We start from the raw sequence: 19,001 nt of genomic DNA, 5'->3' as shown, positions 1-19,001 counted from the left end.
TCTATAGTATAAATGCTTCAATTCTTTTGTTTAATTCGATTAGATCGGCCTCGCTATGAGTGGCTCTTCCTTTTAATGTGTTAATCAAGTCAATTAATCGTTTCGTATCCTCAAGTGAGTGATTACTTTTTACTGCTAATTTATCAATAAACTCAGCATTTAGCTCATTGGTATTTAGATAATATTGACTCCTTAATTTTTCTAAGAAATAGGTGATTTTTTTAGATATGATATCACTGTAATCTTTATGCTGAAAATAAAGATCTCCTATGGTCTTAGCAAACTCTATCGATGTGTTTTGTAAGGGTTCTACAACAGGAATAATACGTTGTTCTCTTTTACCTCTGAAAATCACGAATACGAGTAACCCAAAAATCAACAAGTAATACGCCCATTGCAAGGGTACCTGATTAAGTACAAATCGCATAGGTGAGTCGATTACTTTACGACCATCTTTAAGATAATCGTCCCAATATAAGGCAGATTGATCTTCTAAAAAAGCAAGACTTGTGGCTGCGTAATGATCGTTACCTTTTAACATATAATAATTAGAAAAGGCCTGTGGAAGCGTATTTAGAAATAAATTACCTTTTCCTTCTGAGATTTTTATAAAGTTTACTTGGTTAAGAGCCTCTTCGTCATTTTTAAAATGCCCTAAAACAGTAGTTTTTGTAGTGTCAAAACTCTTAAAAACACTTTTGTAAACACCTTTTTTGTATGTTGGTAATGAATCTTTTTGTAACGATTTTGAAAAGAAAGTGGGTGTGATTTCTTCTTCAGTTATTTGATAATCAATATCTGTTTCTATTTTTAAAGAATCTTTTAAGAAATTTCCGAAAGAACGCCCGGCAATAAAGACATCGTTACCTTGTTGGATAAATTCTATAAGTTTTTCATAAGACCTTTTATCAAAATTAAAGGAAGAGTTTACAAATAAATAAGCCGAGTTTTGATTGTAATTAGAGTCACTTAAAAATTGATAAGGATTTTCAGAAACTAGATGCACGGCTTTATCCTTTTTAGAGTTCTTGAGTTCATTGTATAGGATATAACTACCAAAAGGAATTTTGTCTACAGAAGTGTAGCTAGATTTCCAATTTATAGGTTTAGGCCTTGTAATTTCGACTATAATGATGGTTAATAATGCAACCCCAAACAATAGTAATATGTTTCTTGATTTTTTATCCAAGGTTGTTCATTTTTGTTTGTAATTGATCAAATGATTTTTTAGCACTATAATACCTTTCTTCGTCTAGTTCAAATTCGCCATACCAGATATAATCATATAAATAAGAGACTCTATTAAAATTCTTTTTTAATGTAGTATCACTAATTTCTCTGGAATAATCGGTATTCGTTTTTTCAAAATGATAATCAATTATTTTATTAATTGATAAATCTTGTAATGCTTTTAAATACATGTATCGTATGGCTAAGCGATAGTCTTTTTCTGAAATAGCGTTAGCAATAAGCTCGTTAAGGTCAATATTTTCGATATGTTCTTCACTAATATTAATTGGTGCTACCATATTATCCTTGTTTCTAAAAAATGATACGGCATCTTTACCAGTAAGTACACGTATTACAAAATAGATAGCTGCTCCAATTAATAAAAAATAGATTATGTTTTCAATTAATTTTGCTACTTCTGGGTTTACATTTATTCCAAAGATATCGCGTATACCATTAAATAACCAATCGATAGCTCTGGCTAGAAAGTTTTGAGCCTCACCTTCTACGGTATCATAGTTAAATTCATCTCCATTATATTTCTCTTTAAGATGATCAGAAAAATCATCGATAGTTAATGAACTAGTATCAATTGAAACAACAAGCGAATCTTGAGTCTCAGGAAATGAATAACTAATTTGAGTTATACAAACTAAACAGAATATGTAGTATAATTTTTTATTCACCAGCTCCAATTTGATCTATTTTCTCACGAGTGTGAATATTATATTTTTCTTCATGTAAAGAGAAGTAAAGCACACCATTAACAAGCTGTGACAGAGATTGCGAGTAGGCCATTACAACGAGTAAAGCACAGAGACCAAAGGTAAATATGATTTTAGCAACAATAGAGTTTTCAAAATCAAATCCATTTTCTACAATGTGATATGTATAGATGCCAACGATAAAACCTGGGATTGTGAGGATTAACAGAATTAATATTCCGACAAGAATTCCTAAAACAAAGTTACTGCCAATACATTTCCAAAAATTGTCTTTTACCAAATCCCATCCTTCTCCTAGTGCGTCTCCTGGGCTTTTATTTTCAGATAGCATCACCATAAATGATATCCCCAACCATGATGATATCCCAAGACTTAATACAACACTGGCAAAGAATCCAAGTACAGGAATGATACTGATAATAAAATTGACAATACTATATGCGATATAGATAACAATTAGCAAAAGAATAAATAAGATGATTCGCCCTAAATTATTAATCACTATTGACCAAACATCTTTTCTGTTATCAATGATTTTTTTTTCTTTATTATAACTTATAATATATGAAGATGCCAGACTGTAATTTAATGCAGCTACAGCTATAAAAACCATAAAGAAAAGTATAAATCCAAGTCCAATAAGCAAATTAGATTCTGTTTCTGTTGAATTACCAAAACCGGATTCGCTACTAAAAACACCAATAAAACCTGTTACCATGAGATAACTTGCGCCTAATAGTAAGAAAATAAATATGCCATTGTAGGCTATAAATACATTTGTAAAGCTTTTTATATTTTGCTTAAGAAAATCAAAATAGGTAGAAATAATTTCTCCAAGATCTCTACGCTGTTTTAATTCTATGTAGTTGTCGTTCATTCGCTTTATTTAAAAGTATTGGATATATAATGTAATAAAAAATAATGAGTCCTAATGAGCTAAAAATAATAAACATTGCTAGCCATACGGGCATATTAGAATATCTTGTAATAAATCCTTCGATAAATCCTGCAATAATAAAAAAGGGTATTGTACTTACTACAATTTTTAACCCATCTTTAGCACCTTTCATAAAAGAAACTCTTCTAGAGAATGTCTTCGGAAACAGAATACTATTACCCATTACAAGTCCAGCACAACCTGCTATTACAATTACCGAGATTTCTATTGTTCCATGAAGCCAAACAGATTTAGAAGCTTCAAAAAGTAGTCCTTCGTTATAGAAAAAAGTCATAAAGGCTCCTAGCATTATTCCGTTACTAAAAAGTATATATGCAGTTCCGATAGAAGTTATAACACCAAAGGCATAAGCCAGAAAGGCTACTCTAATATTATTGATAGTAATTCCTAAAAATGATCCTACCATACTACCACTTTTATAAATTCCTGTAGGATCGCCTTTTTCGATATTACTTAATGTTTCATTTACATAAGCATCACCTAATATCAATCGTAAAAAAGAAGCATCATTAAGAGCAGAAATTATGCCTATGCAACATGCAACGCCAAAAATAATGAAGGTGTAGAATAATGTTTTTTGATGCTGATAAAAAAATAAAGGGAATTCAGTTTTCCAGAAGGATACGACTCTATTCTTGTTTTCTTTTTTGTTACGATATATTTTTTGATGTGCTTGCGATGCTAAAGAATTAAGGTATAAAAGTGTCTTACTATCTGGATAATAGGTCTGGGCATAAGATAGATCATTAGTTAGCTGTATGTAATAATCAGCAAGATGATCTGGACTAATCTTTAAATTTTCTGTTATAGCTTTTTCAAAAGCTACCCATTTTTCCTTATTTTGCTTCACAAAAGCTGCTTCCCGCATCTATCGAATTTTAGGGATAAAGATAATCACTTACTTGTAAATGGCAAATTTAGCGATCAATACTACTCAAAATGTAAACCTAGCATACAAAACTGTAGGTATAGGAGAAAGAATGCTTTCATTTTTAATAGATGCAGCAATATTATGGTTGTATTTGTTAATTGTAGAATTTGCAACTAGCTTACTGGGTATGGCATTTAGTGATAATTGGACAGTCTTTGGTATACAATCATTATTATTTCTGCCAATATCCTTTTATTCATTGTATATGCATATTATTTTTAATGGTAGAACAGTAGGTAAAATGATTGTTAAAACAAGAGTGGTTCGGGTTGATGGATTACCAGCGCATTGGAGTAATTATATGATAAGGTGGATGTTGAGATTAGTTGATATTTGGATGTTTTTTGCATCTATAGGAGTTTTAAGTATTTTGTTTTCTAACAAGCATCAACGAGTAGGGGATGCAGCAGCAGGTACGGTTGTTATTAGTACAAAGCAAAAAGTTAAGATTTCACATACTATTTTGGAAGATGTAGAAGAAGAATACCAGCCTAAATTTTTGAATGTAACTAAATTATCGGATAAGGATGTTCGCCTTATTAAAGAAACATATCGCATTGCCGTAAAGTCTAACGACTTTAGAACGATGACCGAATTGCGAAATAAAGTAGAAGAAGTTCTTGATGTAAAATCAGAGCTATATGATAAACAATTTTTAGATGTTGTTTTAAAAGATTTTAATTACTACACGCAAAAGATTTAAGATACTACTGTAGACAATACATACAGTAAATTGATTTTATTGTAATTTTTGGGTAACAATTTTTCTTTTGATTGATATAAGGGTATAAATCATAAATTTTTATATCATGAAGAAAAAGAATTTTAAAAACTTAGTATTAAACAAAACAGCAATTGCAAAGTTAAAAGGAGGTTTAGCGCATCCTATGGGACCGTATAAGGATAGAGTAAAATGGTATGTAGGAACAAGAAATACATGCCAATGCGAAACTATAGCTTCTCCATGTTAAATAGTATAAGCGGACTTCGGTCCGCTTTTTCTTTTTTTAATAGTTCTAAATATCTTAATTATTTTAAAATTTCAGCTTTTATAAATATGTTTTGTTTGGGCCACTCACTACCATCTACAGGAACATTAGATATTTTATCAGCTACATTCATTCCTTTTATAACTTTTCCAAAAATAGTGTGCTCTCCATCAAGATGATGCGCTCCTTTTTTTGCAATAACAATAAAAAATTCGAAAGGAGTGGAACGGTTAGAAGGGTTATCTACCCATTGTTTTGATAAAGCTACTGCCCCACGGTTATGAGTTAACCCTTTAACAGGCTCTTGAGGTATAGTGTAATCTCCAATTTCAAATCGTTTATTGGCCATTTGCTGTCGATCACTATTACCACCTTGGATAACAAATCCTTTTGCTACCCGGTAAAAAAAAGTTTCATCAAAGTATTTCTCTTTTACTAGATAAATAAAATTAGCCCTATGAATAGGAGTTTTGTTATAAAGTTGGATGTCAATATCTCCATATTTAGTTTTGATTCTAACCATGGTTTCAGGATTCTCTTTTCCATAGTTAATCATAAATTCTTTTAGATTTTTATTAGTAAGTCTAAACGGTTCTTTTTCTGATTCTGCTATTTGATTATCAGAACTCTTTCCCTTTTCTTGATGTTGTTTTTTAGGAGTAGCGCCTTTAGATTCATTAGTTTCATTTTTTTTTGTTTCCTGTTTATTTTTTTTAGATTGTGTATCTTCACAATTAGAGAATACCAGAAGACAGATTGCTAATAAAAAAATAGATCGAGTAAATGACATTTGAAACATTTAAAAAATTAATTCCAAAAATAAAGAAAATGTCAGTACCGGGAGAATCTTCTCATTTTATTATGGCGCCAGAGTTACGTATGAAGGAGTTAAATAATTTTAATATAGAAGAAAGAAACCCTAGGAAAGCAGCAGTAATGATGCTTTTTTATCCAAAAGAAACAGAAACATATATAGCCTTAATTTTAAGACCTAAATATGAAGGAGTCCATTCAGGACAAATAGCCTTACCAGGAGGAAAAGTAGAACCTTTTGATTTAAATTATACAGAGACTGCTTTAAGAGAAACAGAAGAGGAGATAGGCATTCCTAGAAATGATGTAGACGTTTTAAAGGCGTTAACCAAAGTATATATACCTCCTTCTAATTTTTGGGTATTTCCATTCATAGGTGTTGTAGAGCAGAGACCAAATTTTATATTACAAAAAGAAGAAGTGGCAGATGTGATAGAAGTAAAATTGACAGATTTACTAAATGATGATAATGTAACATCACAAATTCTTACCACATCCTATGCAAAGAACATCGAAGTACCATCTTTTACGCTAAATAATTATGTCGTTTGGGGTGCAACAGCAATGATGTTAAGTGAACTTAAAGTGTTTTTGAATACGACCATAGTGCAATGATTTTGTATCTTTACTATATTAGTTCGTTTAAAACCTTCTTCACATCCCACAAGAATTTTCTTGGATGTTAAAAATGAATGCTAAAATATTTATTATTCAGGTTGTTACAGGTTGTCTAGAGATTCGGTTTTAAAAAAAAGATTTAAAAACACGAATGTTTTTTTATTAAAAACCTTAACTATGCACAAATTGTGCAAGCATTAAGTTTACTTGTTTTGTATATATAAGTGACAAATTAAATTTATTTATGGGATTGTTTAAGAGAAATCCTTTTGGACATATATTATTTTTAAAAAAATGGCTCATCCGAATTATGGGAACTATGACGCATAGGCGTTATCGTGGTTTTAATGAGCTTCAGATAGAAGGAAGTGAAATTATTAAAGATCTTCCTGAGCGTGGAGTATTATTTGTGTCGAATCATCAAACTTATTTTGCAGATGTAGTAGCTATGTTTCATGTTTTTAATGCTAGTTTAAGCGGTCGTACAGATTCTATTAAAAACGTGGGATATTTATGGCAGCCTAAAATGAACTTGTATTATGTAGCTGCAAAAGAAACTATGCAGGCAGGGCTTTTAGCAAGAATTTTGGCTTATGCAGGTGCAATTACTGTAGAACGTACTTGGAGAGAGAAAGGAAAAGAAATCAACCGCCAAGTAAAAATGAGTGATATTACCAATATTTCAAGAGCTTTAGAAGACGGTTGGGTTATTACTTTTCCTCAAGGTACTACAAAGCCTTTTAAACCTATTAGAAAAGGAACGGCACATATTATAAGAAAATATAAACCAGTTGTAATTCCTATTGTGATAGATGGTTTTAGAAGATCTTTTGATAAAAAAGGTATTCGAATAAAAAAACGTGGAATATTACAATCAATGGTGATCAAAGAACCTTTAGATATTGATTACGAAAATGATTCTATTGATGATATCGTTAATAAATTAGAATTTGCAATCGAACAACATTCATCTTTCCTAAAAGTAATTCCTCAAGAAGAATTAGAAGCTGAAGAAGAACTAAACAAAAAGAGACAGTGGGAATACTAATCCACTGTTTTTTTGTTAGACAGCTAACATTTGCAATACATAATTACTGTTACAGTTTAGTTATAGAAATGTTAATATTATCACAAATTTTGTGATGAATTATGATTTCTTTAGAACTTTGTTGTTTGGGTTAAATATTTAGTAATTAATAGTTTAGCTATGTTTTTTGTTCTTTATTATTCTTTCTTAAAATTTATATAACATTTTTTTTGTTGTAAGTTGTTCTTTCACTTACGTACCAACTTTTAGTCAAGAAAACTAAATAGTAAAATTCACACATTCTTGATCTTCATATCTTATTTGGCCAAATTAGAAATGTGTAAAGTACTTTATAAGTTTTGAACGTTTTCTTTAGAAAACATTTAGAAATGGTATACAAATTAACTTATTGGGTATTCTAAACAGTAACGTAAAACTCAAAAAAAAAGAAAATGAAAAATTTAAGACTAAGTCTGTTTACACTTTTGGCAGTAGCATTCACATATACTTCTTGTAAAGATGATGATTTCCCAGGAGGAGGGGGCGATGGTGGTGGAGACAATGATGATTTTGTTGGAGCAGTATATGCTATGACAAATGGTGATGGACAGGTTGCAGGAACAAATATACAAGGGCCTAATACAATTATTTCTTACGGTAGAAATGCAGATGGAACTTTAACCCCAATAGGGCCTGTGTTTACTGGTGGAAATGGAGGTGATTATGATGGAGGAGAAGGATTAGATCCACTTATTTCGGCATATGCGCTTACGAAAACAGATGATAATAAAAATTTACTAGCGGTAAACGCAGGTAGTAACACCATAACTTCTTTTAATATTCAGGATGATTTTTCTCTAGAACAAGCTGGAGATCCTGTAGCAACGGGAGCAGTAGGACCAAATAGTATTGCTTACTCAGCAAGAAGTGCAAATGGAGTAAAGGGAATCGTATATGTATCTAATATTACTCGTCAAGAGTTTTTAGCGGGTGGCGAACCAGAACAACAAGGAACAGTAACAGGATTTTGGTTATTAGAAGACGGATCTTTATCTGCAATAGCAGGATCAACAAGAAATTTAGCAAACAGACCTTCTGCAGTTCAGTTTTCTCCTGATGGGAATTGGTTAGTGGTAGCTTCTATTAATTCTGGAGCAGCAGCATTAGCTTCTGGTAGTGAAGATGAGATTGTAGTTTATGCTGTAAATGGAGATGGGACGTTATCAGCAAACCAAGTGGCTGCTGCAACGTCTACATTAAGAGGCAATACAGAAGGAAGAAACCTTCCTTCGGCAATTGGGTTTCAAATCGTAGGAAATAACTATGTAGTAGTTACAGAAGCAAGAGAATTTCAACCAGATGGTACACCTCCGGCATTTCCTGCTTTACAAGATGGATCAGTATCTACATGGCAAATTCAGGGAGATGGTAGCTTATCACCAATCACTTTAGATGTAAGATCCGGAGAAGGTAATACAGGAAGAACCGCTTGTTGGTTAGATTTTACTTCAGATGGCAATACATTTTTTGTGTCGAATGCAATCGAAGCAGGTCTAGCATCATACAGTTTTGATAATGGAGTAGTAGAGTTAATCGATCAAACTGCTGCTGTTGGAACAGGAACAGGTGGAGCAGATAACGGACCGGATGCTTTTGCAAGAACCGATGGATGGATCGACATGTGGATTTCTGACGACGGACAGTTTCTATACCAATTATTTGGATTAGATGGAACTATAGGAATCTACAGAGTTAATGGACAAAGTTTAGAGTTTATTGGAGAAGAATCAGGGAATCTCCCAGATACCAATACTCAAGGTATCGTCGCTATATAAAAATGAATTGTTAGAATTACGCAAACAATTATTTTTCCAAAAAAACCAAGAGGTGCTGTTTTTCCTCTTGGTTTTTATTTTTACTCTAACCAGGCTTTAAAATCTTTGACACGCTCTCGGGCTACAATTACTTCCTGTTCATTAAAGCTATTAAGTTTTATTTGTAACCTAGAATTAGTATAAGAAATAATGTCTTTTATAGCATTGATATTGATATAAAATTTTCGACTAACTCTAAAAAACTGTTGCGGATTTAACTCTTCATCCAATGCTTCTAAAGTTGTGTCAATTAGATAATTTCGATTATCATTGGTATGTAGGTATGTCCCTTTGTTTTCAGAATAAAAACACTCTATATCTTCTACAGAGAATATTTTTAGATGTTGTCCAACTCTTGCTGTAAATCGTCTTTTATAAGTACGATCCATAGGGTTAACCAGTAGTTTTTTGATATCCTCAAAATCTACCTGTATTTGTTGTTTTTGAGGGGTTTGTTCCTTGTATTTAATAACCGCAGCTTCTAATTCTTCATCGTCGATAGGTTTAAGTAGGTAATCGATGCTATTTAGTTTGAATGCTTTTAGCGCATACTCATCATAGGCTGTTGTAAATATGATCGAACTTTTAATACTAATCACGTCAAAGATTTCAAAAGATAATCCATCACTTAATTGAATATCTAGAAATATAAGATCTGGATGTTTGTTGGTATTAAACCATGTTATAGCTTCTTGTACAGAATGTAGCATGGTGTGTACATTAATATTAAGATCACCAAGCATTCTGTTAAGACGTCTTGCGGCTGGTTTTTCGTCTTCTATGATGATTACATTCATAAGTATATATGCATTGTTTTTATTAAATTAAGTAATGGTTTGTTTTATTCCCAAAGTTGTTTTTGATTATCTTGTTCTTCTTCCATATATTTTCTAATCTTACGTTCTTCCCAATCTTTATTAAACATAGGATTAACTCTAAAAGCTTTTATGGCATGAATAGTTAGACCAATTCCCCAACCCAGTGCAGCCCAGAGAAACCAAGGGTGATCCCAGTTTTCTCCGCTTGAATAATAATTTACTCCTGCTAAAAAACCAATTATTAATATATAAGAAATCAAATTATTATAAAATTTCTTTATTTCTATTACGCGATCTTTAGCACGCTCATATCGTTTTTGTTCTTCAAAATTTCTCATAACCTCATGTTTTAAAGTTTAAAACTCATCTTTATCCATTAACTCTTTAATCTTTTTTTCTTCCCACTTTTTATTAAATATAGGGGTTTTAGCAAAAACTGATAGCCCGTGAAACAATAGGCCTATTCCCCATGATATTGGTGTAATGTATAACCACCATTGTGAGAAATTACTAAATCCTTCATTCAAAAAATTAGAATTAATAATTAGTAATATCAGGTTAATTGCTAAATAGATTGTAAAGTGTGTATAAAAGCCTTTTTCTCTTTCTACTCTTTTTTTTGCTTTTTCGTATCGTTGTTGTTCAAAGTTTTCCATTGTAATAGCTTTAAAAGTTAAAAATCTTCATCTTTCATGAGTTCTTTAATCTTGCGCTCTTCCCATTGTTTACTATATATTGAGTTCTTAAACCACTTAATATTTCTTCTGAATGTCCAAAGACCATGACCTAACAATCCTAGTCCCCATAATAAGGGTCTAAGTGCATTAACCCAAAATACCCAAGGAAAATCAGTATCAAACGCAGTCATAAAAAAGATGAAACTAACTATGTTAATTGTAATATATACACCAACATGTACATAAAAACCTTTTTCTTCTTTTAATCTTTTCTTGGCAGATTCATATACGCGTTTTTCTTCTAAATTATTCATTATAAAAGTTTTTAGATTCGTCCATATATTTCTTTATTTTTCTCTTTTCCCAATCTTTTCCAAAAATGGGGTGTCTGTCATAGGCTTCAGCATAATGAAATACTAATCCAATTCCCCATCCTGCAATTGGAAATAGTACCCATGGAAATCTAAAGCTAGTTGTATAATAATTCAAGAAAGCCAAGAATGGAATAACAATACAAAATGCTATCAGGTTTCCATAAAATTCTTTCATTTTTTTAACTTGTTCTTTGGCACGTTCATATTTTAAACTTTTTGCCATTTCTATATCTTGTATGGTCTGTGAAACTTGCATATCTGCGAATTTTATTTTTTTAGTTAATATGGGAAGTTCTGCTATAAAGGCATCTTCCGTTTTGTATACTGAAAATTTTCTTTTAGTGAGTAATGCGTATCGCTGCATTACATTTCCTAATCCTACACCGCTACTTTGTTTGATAACTTCTTTAGGTTGAAGGTTGTTTTCTACCACTAAAAAATTATCTTTTTCGTAGATCTTAATGTGCAAAGGTCTCTCTGGCATTACGACATTGTGTTTTACCGTATTTTCTAGTAAAATTTGAAGTGACAATGGTACTACTTTAGCATCAGCATTAGTGGCTTTGTCGGGTATGTCAAATACAATACTGTCCTCAAATCGTAATTGTATTAATGTCATATACGTTCTTGCAAATTTTAATTCTTCATCAACAGTTACTAATTCTTTATCCTTTTGTTCTAATACATAACGATATACTTTGGATAATGAAGTAGTAAACTTCTGTGCCATCCTTGGATTTTCTTCGATAAGAGAGGTTAGCACATTTAGGCTATTAAACAAAAAGTGTGGGTCTAATTGATTTTTTAAAGCGGCAAACTTTGCAGAAGCGGTACCCGCAATGATTTTTTGCTCTGTTATTTTTTGCTTTTGTAACTCTTTAAAGAAGTAAAATGCATGAAAAAAAAGTGATGCAACCAATGTGATGACAAATCCTATAATGTAAAAATCTAATTTTTCATCTTTTATAAACTTATTAAAAGGTTTTCCATAAATACCTACGATTAATAGTAGTCGTACTATTGCTAAGGTTATCATTGTTAGTATAATGGATCCTATGGCGCCATACCATAATTTTTTTTTCGGGTGTTTTTCCCATGTATACCAACGATCCAAAAAATAAAAGAAATAGCCATTTACAGAGGTTAATGCAAAAGAAAACATAAAATGTATTGATAAGTTTTCTAGTTCCCCTAACCAAGTTATAGGTGTACCTATTCTAAATAAGATAAATACCAGATCTATAATTATGGCAATAATGATACTTATTTTCGCTAATTTTAGGATACCTACATTCATGTAATTTATTGGGTATTTGTCTTAAATGTTATTTTCTATTTGCAATTCTGCTGAATTCTAGTCACTTGATCCATACCCCATTTCGGATAAAAAGGGATATTGTTATTTGCTTCTTTTTCAAAGTACAAGATAGCTTTTTCTACTTCGGGACAAAAGGCTTTAGGGTCTTTACCCCAAAATTTGGCGCTTCCCATTTTCCATTCTGCGTGATTTAAAGTTGCTCTAGGGTTCTCGGGATCCAACTTTTTAGCTCTTTGGTATAATTCTTCAACTTTGGCAGAATGTGTCATACCATAAACGGATGGGTTGTAGGCTACATAAGCAGTATTTAGCATGGCTTCCATAATTAAAATTTCTGCATTATCTTTTGAGAATGTTCTGGCTTCGTTTAGAAAATCTTGCCCCTTTTTTAACCGAGACTCTATTTCTTCTGCATCCTTAATTCCAAAGGTAGTTATGATATGAACTTGCGCTGCGTAATAATATGGAATCCAATTTTCTTTTTCTGCCTTGGCAATACGTTCAAAAAGGTTAATTGCTTCATCCGGTTTTTGACTTCCCCATAATTCAAAAGCCTTTGACATTCCTTTTTCATAGGAATTTTGTGAGGTTATTGTTGTAAACGTAAAAAACGTTAGAAGGATTAATATTGTTTTCATAATTAGTTTTGTTTTAGTTTTATAGTATAAAGGTCATGTATAAGATGCGAGTTTTATAGTATTTCTGACCGAAGTGTATTTTTTTTTAGATGAACTGTAATTATGCTACGGTTTATCAAAATAGTCACTATTACACTGTTATAATTGTATCGATTGTTCTACATTTTTGTCAGATAATGTAAATTTAGCATCTTCCCATTTTGGAGGTCCAAACTTACCTTTAGCATTATTACTTGTGCCATAAGGTTCTGTTGGGATACCTATAATTGTATTTAGTTTTTGATTGTCGTCTTCATCATGATATAAAGAAATTGCATATTCTCCCTGTTGTATGTTTTCAAATACTACGTGTACTTTTCCCTTTTTTGCTTTAATACTAAGCGCCTTATATGGTTGTTTTAGAAAATTCTCTTTTTGTTTGTATAAACCAACTTTTATAGTGCCATCAGCAGAGTCTATATTAGTGATGGTAACTGCAATATTGCTTTTTGATTTTTGAGCTGTAATTGTTTGAAAACTTACTAAGACAGTAAGAAGAAAAATTAGTGTTCTGGTTTTCATATTTGTTTAATTTTAAGGTTATAAATTATCTAATTGATTATCTGTTTTGTTATCGCTTATAGTCCAGAAGAAGCCCAGAATAAAAAACCGATCTGCCGTTGGTCTAATCGCTCTTCTTGAAAAAGTTCCATTAGAGTCAGGAGTATTAGCGTATTGATAGTTAAAAACATTATCAAAGCCGAGAGCGTTGGAAACAGAGAAATAAAGAATTTTCTGTTGACTTATTAAATAGGCCCAACTAAAATTGAGTGTGTTAAACGTTCTTGTTTTTTGATTTTGAAAGAGAGTTTCATTTGGATTATTATATGGTCTGCCCGAACCAAAGTTGTATGTTGTGCTTAACAAAGATTTCCAATCACCAATCCAATATTTTGTAACAAGTGAAAGGTTATGTTTCGCGGCAAAATTTGGTGTAGCACGATCCGGATAATTTCTATAATCTCTTTTTGTGTCCAGATATGAGTAACTTACCCAGTAATCAAGATCTTTTATTGACTTGTTATCACGCCAAAAGATGTCGATACCGGTGGCATAACCATCTCCATTGTTATTAAATACGCTATTAAACATAGGAGAGTTTGTATCGTATTTAATAAGTCCGTCGTACGATTTATAATACCCTTCTGCTCTAAAAGTTCTACCATTGTTTTGATATAAATAGTTTAAGATATAATGCGATGATTTTTCAGGTTCTAAATCAAAATTATATTTTAGGACTTCTTGCTGCGGAGCTTGATAAAAGTCGCCATAAGCTAATGATACTTGTGATTTGGATGTGGTTTTATAGGCTAAGGAGGCTCTTGGCGAAATTTTTGTATACTTTAATAATGTATTATGAACTCCTCTAATACCGGTTTGTAGTGCCAGTTTTTTGCTAAAAAATATATTGGCTTCGGTGTAAAGAGCTGTACTATTATTATCGTAAGATGTTTGAAAAGCACCAAAATCAGGATTTTCTGTTTCTTCAGAGAAAGAAGTTAAAAATTGTTCTGCACCAAAATTTAGTTTAAACCTATTGCTAAACCGTTTTCTTAACTTTAATTTCCCATGAAAACTATTTTCATTATTAGTTACATCTGTAGTGACAAATAAGATGTCATTATGATCATTAGCAAAGCTTGTTCCTGCTGTTATTGTCCAATCATTACCTAAAGATCCCTTGTATGACGTATTTAGATATAAATTACGATTTTTAAGATTAAGGTTGATCCCTTCGGGAGTATTAATATCTTCTTGTATAAGTTTAAAATCAGTATAAGTAAGTCCTCCATAAACCTTTAGTGTACCAGATTTAAAATGATGTCTGTATACAGCTTCACCGGTTAAAGATTCAAATGGTTTTATCCAATCTACACGCTGCTCAATAATATCTTGATATGGTTTTAAATTGACGTAGAATGCATTAACACTTAGTGAGTTTTTTTTCCATTTTTGTGTGTTACCAAGACCTAGGCCAACATTGATAAATTGAAGATCTGTTTTTTCCTGATCAGGTTCATCAATTGTATTTAGTAGTAAAACACTAGAGAGCGCATCTCCGTACTCTGCAGAGTAACCTCCGGTTGAAAAATTGGTTCCTTCAAAAAGAAACGAAGAAAAACGTCCGCGAGTAGGAATGTTATTAGCAGTTGCCGAAAATGGTTGAAAAACCCGTAACCCATCAATATAAACGTTGGTTTCATTGGCATCTCCACCTCGAACAAAAAGTCGACCATCTTCGGCTACATTAGATGTTCCTGATAATGTTTGTAGGGCTGCAATATAATCACCGTTGGAACCGGCAGTAGTTACAATATCTAAAGGAGTAAGAACAGATGCCTTACTATTATCTCCTGCAGCAAATGTTCCAGCATTTAGGATTACACTTCCTAACGAATTAACATCTTCTTTTAGAGTGATTGCTAAAGGAGACATTTTGGTAAGCTCTGTTGTCAAGTAAAATGTTTCAAATGAAAGAAAGGAGATAATTAATGTTTGAATTCCTGTTTCTGTAGTGGCAAATGAAAATGATCCATTTTCATCAGAAGAAGCACCATCATATGTGCCATCTAGGTAAATATTAGCTCCTTGAATTGGCGTTCCAGAAGGATCAATTACGTTTCCTGTTATAGTTGTTTGCGCATTTGAAAGCAATGTAAATAGGGTAAAAGCTAAAGTTAATGTTCGTCTCATCGATATGAATTTGTATTGATTGATGAGTCAAAAGTCTTGTAAATGAAGAAGAACAGAAATTGAAATATACCGAATTGTAGAAAAACATGGATGGATTGCAAAAGTGGGTTTGTGAAATAAAAATTAATTTTAACTAAGTCTTTAGTTGAAAAGATGGTATATTTAACTAGTTTTTTAGTTTAAAATAAAAGTTAAATAGGTGATCATGGTTAAATCTCTAAAAATCAATTTATTGTTATTTTTTTTATTGATGTCATTTGTCGGTGCAGGGCAAGAAATAACAGTGTTTTATAAGGAAAAAAGAAAGTCTGACTACCAGAAACTTAGACATAGCCAATATAGAATCAAAGCTATTGGGGGAGAAGAATTGAGTACTCTAATGCAAGAAAAAGCCAAAGAACATGAAAAGGAGTTTTCGTTATTTAAATATATTAGTGTTTTAAGAATTAAAGGACAAAAATCTATTCATTATCCGCAAAAAAAAATATGGGACGATACTATAAATAGTTCTATTGCATATGGTGAAAAAGGTAAGACTGTGATTTCTAGAGAAGTTGCTCAAAGGGATCATACAATTACTTTTATGGATTTGGATGCTAAGTTAAAAGTGTCTACAGAGCATGCGTACGGTAAGGATTTTTTAGTCGAGGAGAAACTGGTTTCTCAAAAGTGGATTTTTAAAAATGAAAAAAAAACAATCGGAAGATACTCTTGTAAAAAAGCAGTTCTAGAAAACCCTAATGAAGTACCTGAATATATAACTTCTCGTGATACAGAACTTTATCAAAAACTAATAGAAGTATGGTATACCGAAGATATTCCCATAAAATCTGGCCCAATAGGGTTTTGGGGGTTGCCGGGACTTATCTTAGAAATTAAAAATGGATCCACACATATTTTATTGGATAAAGTTGTGTTCGATCTAGATGGTTTTATAGTAAAACCACCAAGTGTTGGAGAAAAAGTGACAAGAGATCATATCGATGATTTACCTATGTTACAGTTTATGGAAAACTAAACCAGATTATAAATTTAAAGTAACTATCTATTTTTTTTAAAAATTACCTGAGAAGAGTTAAAGGGTTTAACTAGTAAATTATTTAACGAGTATTAAAGTAATTATCATTTTTAATGTTTTATTTTGTGAACTATTACTAATTTTTAAATATGAAAATAAAATTACTTTGTATTGTGTTTTTAATTTCTTTTTCTGGGAAAAGCCAGGAAATGACCGTGTATTATAAAGAAAAAAGAACGGCAATTTATGATTACCTACATTCTTTTATTTATGAAAAAGAATTTACGAAGGAGGAGAAAGAACATATTAATGATAAGATAGAAAATTACCGAAAAGAGTTTTCTAACTATGAGTATACGAGTGTTTTAAGAATTAATGGTAGTAAATCTATTCATTATACTGAGGAAGAAATATCAGATATTACTATTAATAATGCTATTTCTTATGGAGAAAAGGGAGAAGTTTTTACAGTAAGGCAAACTTGGAGAAGGGATAAACCGATTACTACTTATATGGATCTTGATGCTAACAGCAGAGTTAGTAATGATTTTGTTTCGGATAAGAATTATATAATTTCTGAAAATTTGATTCCAATGAATTGGAAAATCACAGGGGAAACCAAAGTAGTAAAAGATTATAAATGTACAAAAGCGATTTTGGTCAACACTTCTGAAAAGTACAAATACCATAACCAAAAGGTAGAGGTCTGGTTTACAAAAGATATACCATCAACAGCAGGACCTTTAGGGTATTGGGGGCTACCAGGACTAATTATTATGATCGTAGAAGATAAAGCGACAATTGTTCTGGATAGTATATCATTTACCATTGATGGATATGAAGTAAAACCTCCATCAGAAGGTGAAAAAATTGCTAGAGAAAATCTTCCTAGTCCAGGCTTTATGAATATCGATTAGTATTAAACTCTCTTTCGACTATAATCTTTATTCTTAAAAGGCCTCACGATTAATCGAGCTGCTTTATCATAGTTGATGTAATTATAGGTCCAATTAAAGAAAGTAACAAAACGATTTCTAAAACCTACCAAAAACCATAAGTGAATAAACATCCACACAAACCAAGCGAAAAAACCACCAAATCGAAATTTTCCTAAATCGACGACTGCTTTATTACGACCTATAGTAGCCATAGATCCCTTATCAAAATATTTAAAGGGAGTCATCGGTTTATTTTTAAAATGGCGTTTTAGGTTTTTGGCGAGATGACTTCCTTGTTGTATAGCAGGTTGTGCGACCATAGGATGCCCTTTAGGATAGTCTTTGGTTTCCATTAAGGCAATATCACCCAACGCATAAACATCATCATAACCTTCTATTTGATTAAACTCATTTACTTTGTATCGATTAGCCCTAGGAATTATAGAAGAAGCATTAATTCCTTGAACAGGAGCTCCAGTAACTCCAGCAGACCAAATAAAGGTGGCAGTTTTTAACGTTACATCAGTATTGGTGCTAACCAAATTATTTTCATAATTAGTTACTTGGGTGTTTAGATGAATATGTACCCCAAGTTTTGATAAAAATTTTGAAGCTTTATTTGAAGCATGCTCACTCATAGGTGGTAATACACGACTAGCACCTTCTATCAAATGAATTTCCATTGCACTAAAGTCCATGTCCGGATAGTCTTTTGGTAATACATTTAGTTTTAATTCGGCAATACCACCTGCCAATTCTACTCCTGTAGGACCAGCACCTGCTAAAACAAAACTTAATAATTCTTTTCTTTTTTCCGGATCAGTAGTAATAACAGCTTGCTCAAGGTTTTCAAGCATCAAACTACGTAAATTTAATGCTTGCGGTAGGTTTTTCATGCGCATTGCATTATTCTCAATATTGGTGTTACCAAAGAAATTTGTGCGTGCTCCGGTAGCGATTACTAAATAATCATAACTAATAGACCCTATAGATGTATGTATTTTTTTCGTTTCGGGTTCGATAGATTCTACCTCGGTCATTCTAAAATAGGTATTCTTACCTCTTTTAACTATTTTACGTAAAGGATAGGCTATTGAATCGGGTTCTAGAGATGCAGTAGATACTTGATAAAGTAAAGGTTGAAAGGTATGATAATTATGTCGGTCTATAACAACAAGCTGCACATCTTCTTTTATCATTTTTCTTGCTAAGGCAACTCCGGCAAAACCACCACCAATAATTACTAATCTGGGTAAATTAGTGAAAGGAATATTCATCTATATATTTTTATGCTATTCATCTCAGACAAAGGTAAAATGATA

Annotated in this window: 21 protein-coding genes; 7 read left to right on the top strand and 14 right to left on the bottom strand. The window is 31.8% G+C overall.

Annotated elements, in window-relative coordinates; genetic code table 11:
• Position 1: 1 nt before the first annotated feature.
• The 4 genes from AWE51_RS22305 to AWE51_RS22290 are packed head-to-tail and all read right to left on the bottom strand — an operon-like array spanning position 2 to position 3,781.
• Positions 2 to 1,189 carry a DUF4350 domain-containing protein gene (locus tag AWE51_RS22305; protein WP_066318464.1) on the bottom strand — a complete coding sequence of 396 codons (1,188 nt, stop codon included), beginning with the start codon at positions 1,187 to 1,189 and terminating at the stop codon, positions 2 to 4.
• Entirely contained in the window at positions 1,182 to 1,916 is a 735-nt protein-coding gene (locus tag AWE51_RS22300; RefSeq protein WP_066318462.1) for a hypothetical protein, read from the bottom strand. The genes AWE51_RS22305 and AWE51_RS22300 overlap by 8 nt, the downstream gene beginning before the upstream one ends.
• Positions 1,909 to 2,832: a glycerophosphoryl diester phosphodiesterase membrane domain-containing protein gene (locus AWE51_RS22295; RefSeq protein WP_066318460.1), complete on the bottom strand. Its 924-nt coding sequence runs from the start codon at positions 2,830 to 2,832 to the stop codon at positions 1,909 to 1,911. The genes AWE51_RS22300 and AWE51_RS22295 overlap by 8 nt, the downstream gene beginning before the upstream one ends.
• Positions 2,798 to 3,781, bottom strand: coding sequence for a stage II sporulation protein M (locus AWE51_RS22290; RefSeq protein ID WP_066318458.1), 984 nt, complete (start codon positions 3,779 to 3,781; stop codon positions 2,798 to 2,800). Before AWE51_RS22290 ends, AWE51_RS22295 begins: the two co-directional genes overlap by 35 nt.
• 40 nt (positions 3,782 to 3,821) lie before the next feature.
• On the opposite strand from AWE51_RS22290, the gene AWE51_RS22285 reads away from it, so the two are divergent.
• Positions 3,822 to 4,547 (top strand): RDD family protein, encoded by a 726-nt coding sequence (locus AWE51_RS22285; RefSeq protein ID WP_066318455.1) that lies wholly within the window; start codon positions 3,822 to 3,824, stop codon positions 4,545 to 4,547.
• Between the two features lie 106 nt (positions 4,548 to 4,653).
• Positions 4,654 to 4,815: a hypothetical protein gene (locus tag AWE51_RS26710; RefSeq protein WP_157766197.1), complete on the top strand. Its 162-nt coding sequence runs from the start codon at positions 4,654 to 4,656 to the stop codon at positions 4,813 to 4,815.
• 58 nt (positions 4,816 to 4,873) lie between these two features.
• On the opposite strand, the gene AWE51_RS22280 is transcribed toward AWE51_RS26710, so the two are convergent.
• Complete coding sequence (locus AWE51_RS22280; protein WP_066318450.1) at positions 4,874 to 5,623, bottom strand: peptidylprolyl isomerase; 750 nt, start codon at positions 5,621 to 5,623, stop codon at positions 4,874 to 4,876.
• A gap of 38 nt (positions 5,624 to 5,661) precedes the next feature.
• On the opposite strand from AWE51_RS22280, the gene AWE51_RS22275 reads away from it, so the two are divergent.
• The 3 genes from AWE51_RS22275 (at position 5,662) to AWE51_RS22265 (ending at position 9,126) form a co-directional block, all read left to right on the top strand.
• A complete protein-coding gene (locus tag AWE51_RS22275; RefSeq protein ID WP_232517433.1) occupies positions 5,662 to 6,261 on the top strand; it encodes an NUDIX hydrolase in 600 nt (199 codons plus the stop codon).
• Between the two features lie 247 nt (positions 6,262 to 6,508).
• Positions 6,509 to 7,312: a lysophospholipid acyltransferase family protein gene (locus tag AWE51_RS22270; RefSeq protein WP_066318445.1), complete on the top strand. Its 804-nt coding sequence runs from the start codon at positions 6,509 to 6,511 to the stop codon at positions 7,310 to 7,312.
• 431 nt (positions 7,313 to 7,743) lie between these two features.
• Entirely contained in the window at positions 7,744 to 9,126 is a 1,383-nt protein-coding gene (locus AWE51_RS22265) for a beta-propeller fold lactonase family protein (RefSeq protein WP_066318444.1), read from the top strand.
• A gap of 80 nt (positions 9,127 to 9,206) precedes the next feature.
• Here AWE51_RS22265 and AWE51_RS22260 read toward each other — a convergent pair whose 3' ends face one another.
• From AWE51_RS22260 to AWE51_RS22225, 8 genes are all read right to left on the bottom strand, one after another.
• Positions 9,207 to 9,962 (bottom strand): LytR/AlgR family response regulator transcription factor, encoded by a 756-nt coding sequence (locus tag AWE51_RS22260; RefSeq protein WP_066318443.1) that lies wholly within the window; start codon positions 9,960 to 9,962, stop codon positions 9,207 to 9,209.
• Between the two features lie 44 nt (positions 9,963 to 10,006).
• Complete coding sequence (locus tag AWE51_RS22255; RefSeq protein WP_066318442.1) at positions 10,007 to 10,321, bottom strand: 2TM domain-containing protein; 315 nt, start codon at positions 10,319 to 10,321, stop codon at positions 10,007 to 10,009.
• An 18-nt stretch (positions 10,322 to 10,339) separates the two neighbouring features.
• The gene (locus AWE51_RS22250) at positions 10,340 to 10,639 is read right to left on the bottom strand and encodes a 2TM domain-containing protein (protein WP_066318435.1); all 300 of its coding nucleotides are present in this window, start codon (positions 10,637 to 10,639) and stop codon (positions 10,340 to 10,342) included.
• Between the two features lie 17 nt (positions 10,640 to 10,656).
• Entirely contained in the window at positions 10,657 to 10,974 is a 318-nt protein-coding gene (locus AWE51_RS22245; RefSeq protein ID WP_066318433.1) for a 2TM domain-containing protein, read from the bottom strand.
• Entirely contained in the window at positions 10,967 to 12,331 is a 1,365-nt protein-coding gene (locus AWE51_RS22240; protein ID WP_066318431.1) for a 2TM domain-containing protein, read from the bottom strand. The genes AWE51_RS22245 and AWE51_RS22240 overlap by 8 nt, the downstream gene beginning before the upstream one ends.
• A 35-nt stretch (positions 12,332 to 12,366) precedes the next feature.
• Entirely contained in the window at positions 12,367 to 12,990 is a 624-nt protein-coding gene (locus tag AWE51_RS22235; RefSeq protein WP_066318428.1) for a tetratricopeptide repeat protein, read from the bottom strand.
• 138 nt (positions 12,991 to 13,128) lie between these two features.
• The gene (locus AWE51_RS22230) at positions 13,129 to 13,551 is read right to left on the bottom strand and encodes a DUF2141 domain-containing protein (protein ID WP_082832565.1); all 423 of its coding nucleotides are present in this window, start codon (positions 13,549 to 13,551) and stop codon (positions 13,129 to 13,131) included.
• 18 nt (positions 13,552 to 13,569) lie between these two features.
• A complete protein-coding gene (locus tag AWE51_RS22225) occupies positions 13,570 to 15,723 on the bottom strand; it encodes a TonB-dependent receptor (protein ID WP_066318425.1) in 2,154 nt (717 codons plus the stop codon).
• 205 nt (positions 15,724 to 15,928) lie between these two features.
• Here AWE51_RS22225 and AWE51_RS22220 point away from each other — a divergent pair, with 205 nt between their 5' ends.
• Both AWE51_RS22220 and AWE51_RS22215 read left to right on the top strand, forming a co-directional pair.
• The gene (locus AWE51_RS22220; RefSeq protein WP_082832564.1) at positions 15,929 to 16,741 is read left to right on the top strand and encodes a GLPGLI family protein; all 813 of its coding nucleotides are present in this window, start codon (positions 15,929 to 15,931) and stop codon (positions 16,739 to 16,741) included.
• Between the two features lie 149 nt (positions 16,742 to 16,890).
• Positions 16,891 to 17,658, top strand: coding sequence for a GLPGLI family protein (locus tag AWE51_RS22215; RefSeq protein WP_082832563.1), 768 nt, complete (start codon positions 16,891 to 16,893; stop codon positions 17,656 to 17,658).
• A gap of 2 nt (positions 17,659 to 17,660) precedes the next feature.
• Here AWE51_RS22215 and AWE51_RS22210 read toward each other — a convergent pair whose 3' ends face one another.
• Positions 17,661 to 18,956 carry an NAD(P)/FAD-dependent oxidoreductase gene (locus AWE51_RS22210; RefSeq protein WP_066318422.1) on the bottom strand — a complete coding sequence of 432 codons (1,296 nt, stop codon included), beginning with the start codon at positions 18,954 to 18,956 and terminating at the stop codon, positions 17,661 to 17,663.
• Positions 18,957 to 19,001: the final 45 nt, after the last annotated feature.

This window comes from Aquimarina aggregata, assembly GCF_001632745.1.
Classification (GTDB): domain Bacteria; phylum Bacteroidota; class Bacteroidia; order Flavobacteriales; family Flavobacteriaceae; genus Aquimarina; species Aquimarina aggregata.
Note: the sequence above shows the minus strand (reverse complement) of the source record. Positions and strands in the feature narration are given on the sequence as shown.

Excerpts from the sequence above, each read along its gene's own strand:
- AWE51_RS22270 (WP_066318445.1), top strand. The coding sequence starts at position 6,509 with ATGGGATTGTTTAAGAGAAATCCTTTTGGACATATATTATTTTTAAAA.
- AWE51_RS22210 (WP_066318422.1), bottom strand. The coding sequence starts at position 18,956 with ATGAATATTCCTTTCACTAATTTACCCAGATTAGTAATTATTGGTGGT.
- AWE51_RS22250 (WP_066318435.1), bottom strand. The coding sequence starts at position 10,639 with ATGGAAAACTTTGAACAACAACGATACGAAAAAGCAAAAAAAAGAGTA.
- AWE51_RS22285 (WP_066318455.1), top strand. The coding sequence starts at position 3,822 with ATGGCAAATTTAGCGATCAATACTACTCAAAATGTAAACCTAGCATAC.
- AWE51_RS22245 (WP_066318433.1), bottom strand. The coding sequence starts at position 10,974 with ATGAATAATTTAGAAGAAAAACGCGTATATGAATCTGCCAAGAAAAGA.
- AWE51_RS22235 (WP_066318428.1), bottom strand. The coding sequence starts at position 12,990 with ATGAAAACAATATTAATCCTTCTAACGTTTTTTACGTTTACAACAATA.
- AWE51_RS22265 (WP_066318444.1), top strand. The coding sequence starts at position 7,744 with ATGAAAAATTTAAGACTAAGTCTGTTTACACTTTTGGCAGTAGCATTC.
- AWE51_RS22215 (WP_082832563.1), top strand. The coding sequence starts at position 16,891 with ATGAAAATAAAATTACTTTGTATTGTGTTTTTAATTTCTTTTTCTGGG.
- AWE51_RS22295 (WP_066318460.1), bottom strand. The coding sequence starts at position 2,832 with ATGAACGACAACTACATAGAATTAAAACAGCGTAGAGATCTTGGAGAA.
- AWE51_RS22255 (WP_066318442.1), bottom strand. The coding sequence starts at position 10,321 with ATGAGAAATTTTGAAGAACAAAAACGATATGAGCGTGCTAAAGATCGC.
- AWE51_RS22240 (WP_066318431.1), bottom strand. The coding sequence starts at position 12,331 with ATGAATGTAGGTATCCTAAAATTAGCGAAAATAAGTATCATTATTGCC.
- AWE51_RS22260 (WP_066318443.1), bottom strand. The coding sequence starts at position 9,962 with ATGAATGTAATCATCATAGAAGACGAAAAACCAGCCGCAAGACGTCTT.
- AWE51_RS22275 (WP_232517433.1), top strand. The coding sequence starts at position 5,662 with ATGTCAGTACCGGGAGAATCTTCTCATTTTATTATGGCGCCAGAGTTA.
- AWE51_RS26710 (WP_157766197.1), top strand. The coding sequence starts at position 4,654 with ATGAAGAAAAAGAATTTTAAAAACTTAGTATTAAACAAAACAGCAATT.
- AWE51_RS22225 (WP_066318425.1), bottom strand. The coding sequence starts at position 15,723 with ATGAGACGAACATTAACTTTAGCTTTTACCCTATTTACATTGCTTTCA.
- AWE51_RS22280 (WP_066318450.1), bottom strand. The coding sequence starts at position 5,623 with ATGTCATTTACTCGATCTATTTTTTTATTAGCAATCTGTCTTCTGGTA.
- AWE51_RS22220 (WP_082832564.1), top strand. The coding sequence starts at position 15,929 with ATGGTTAAATCTCTAAAAATCAATTTATTGTTATTTTTTTTATTGATG.
- AWE51_RS22290 (WP_066318458.1), bottom strand. The coding sequence starts at position 3,781 with ATGCGGGAAGCAGCTTTTGTGAAGCAAAATAAGGAAAAATGGGTAGCT.
- AWE51_RS22230 (WP_082832565.1), bottom strand. The coding sequence starts at position 13,551 with ATGAAAACCAGAACACTAATTTTTCTTCTTACTGTCTTAGTAAGTTTT.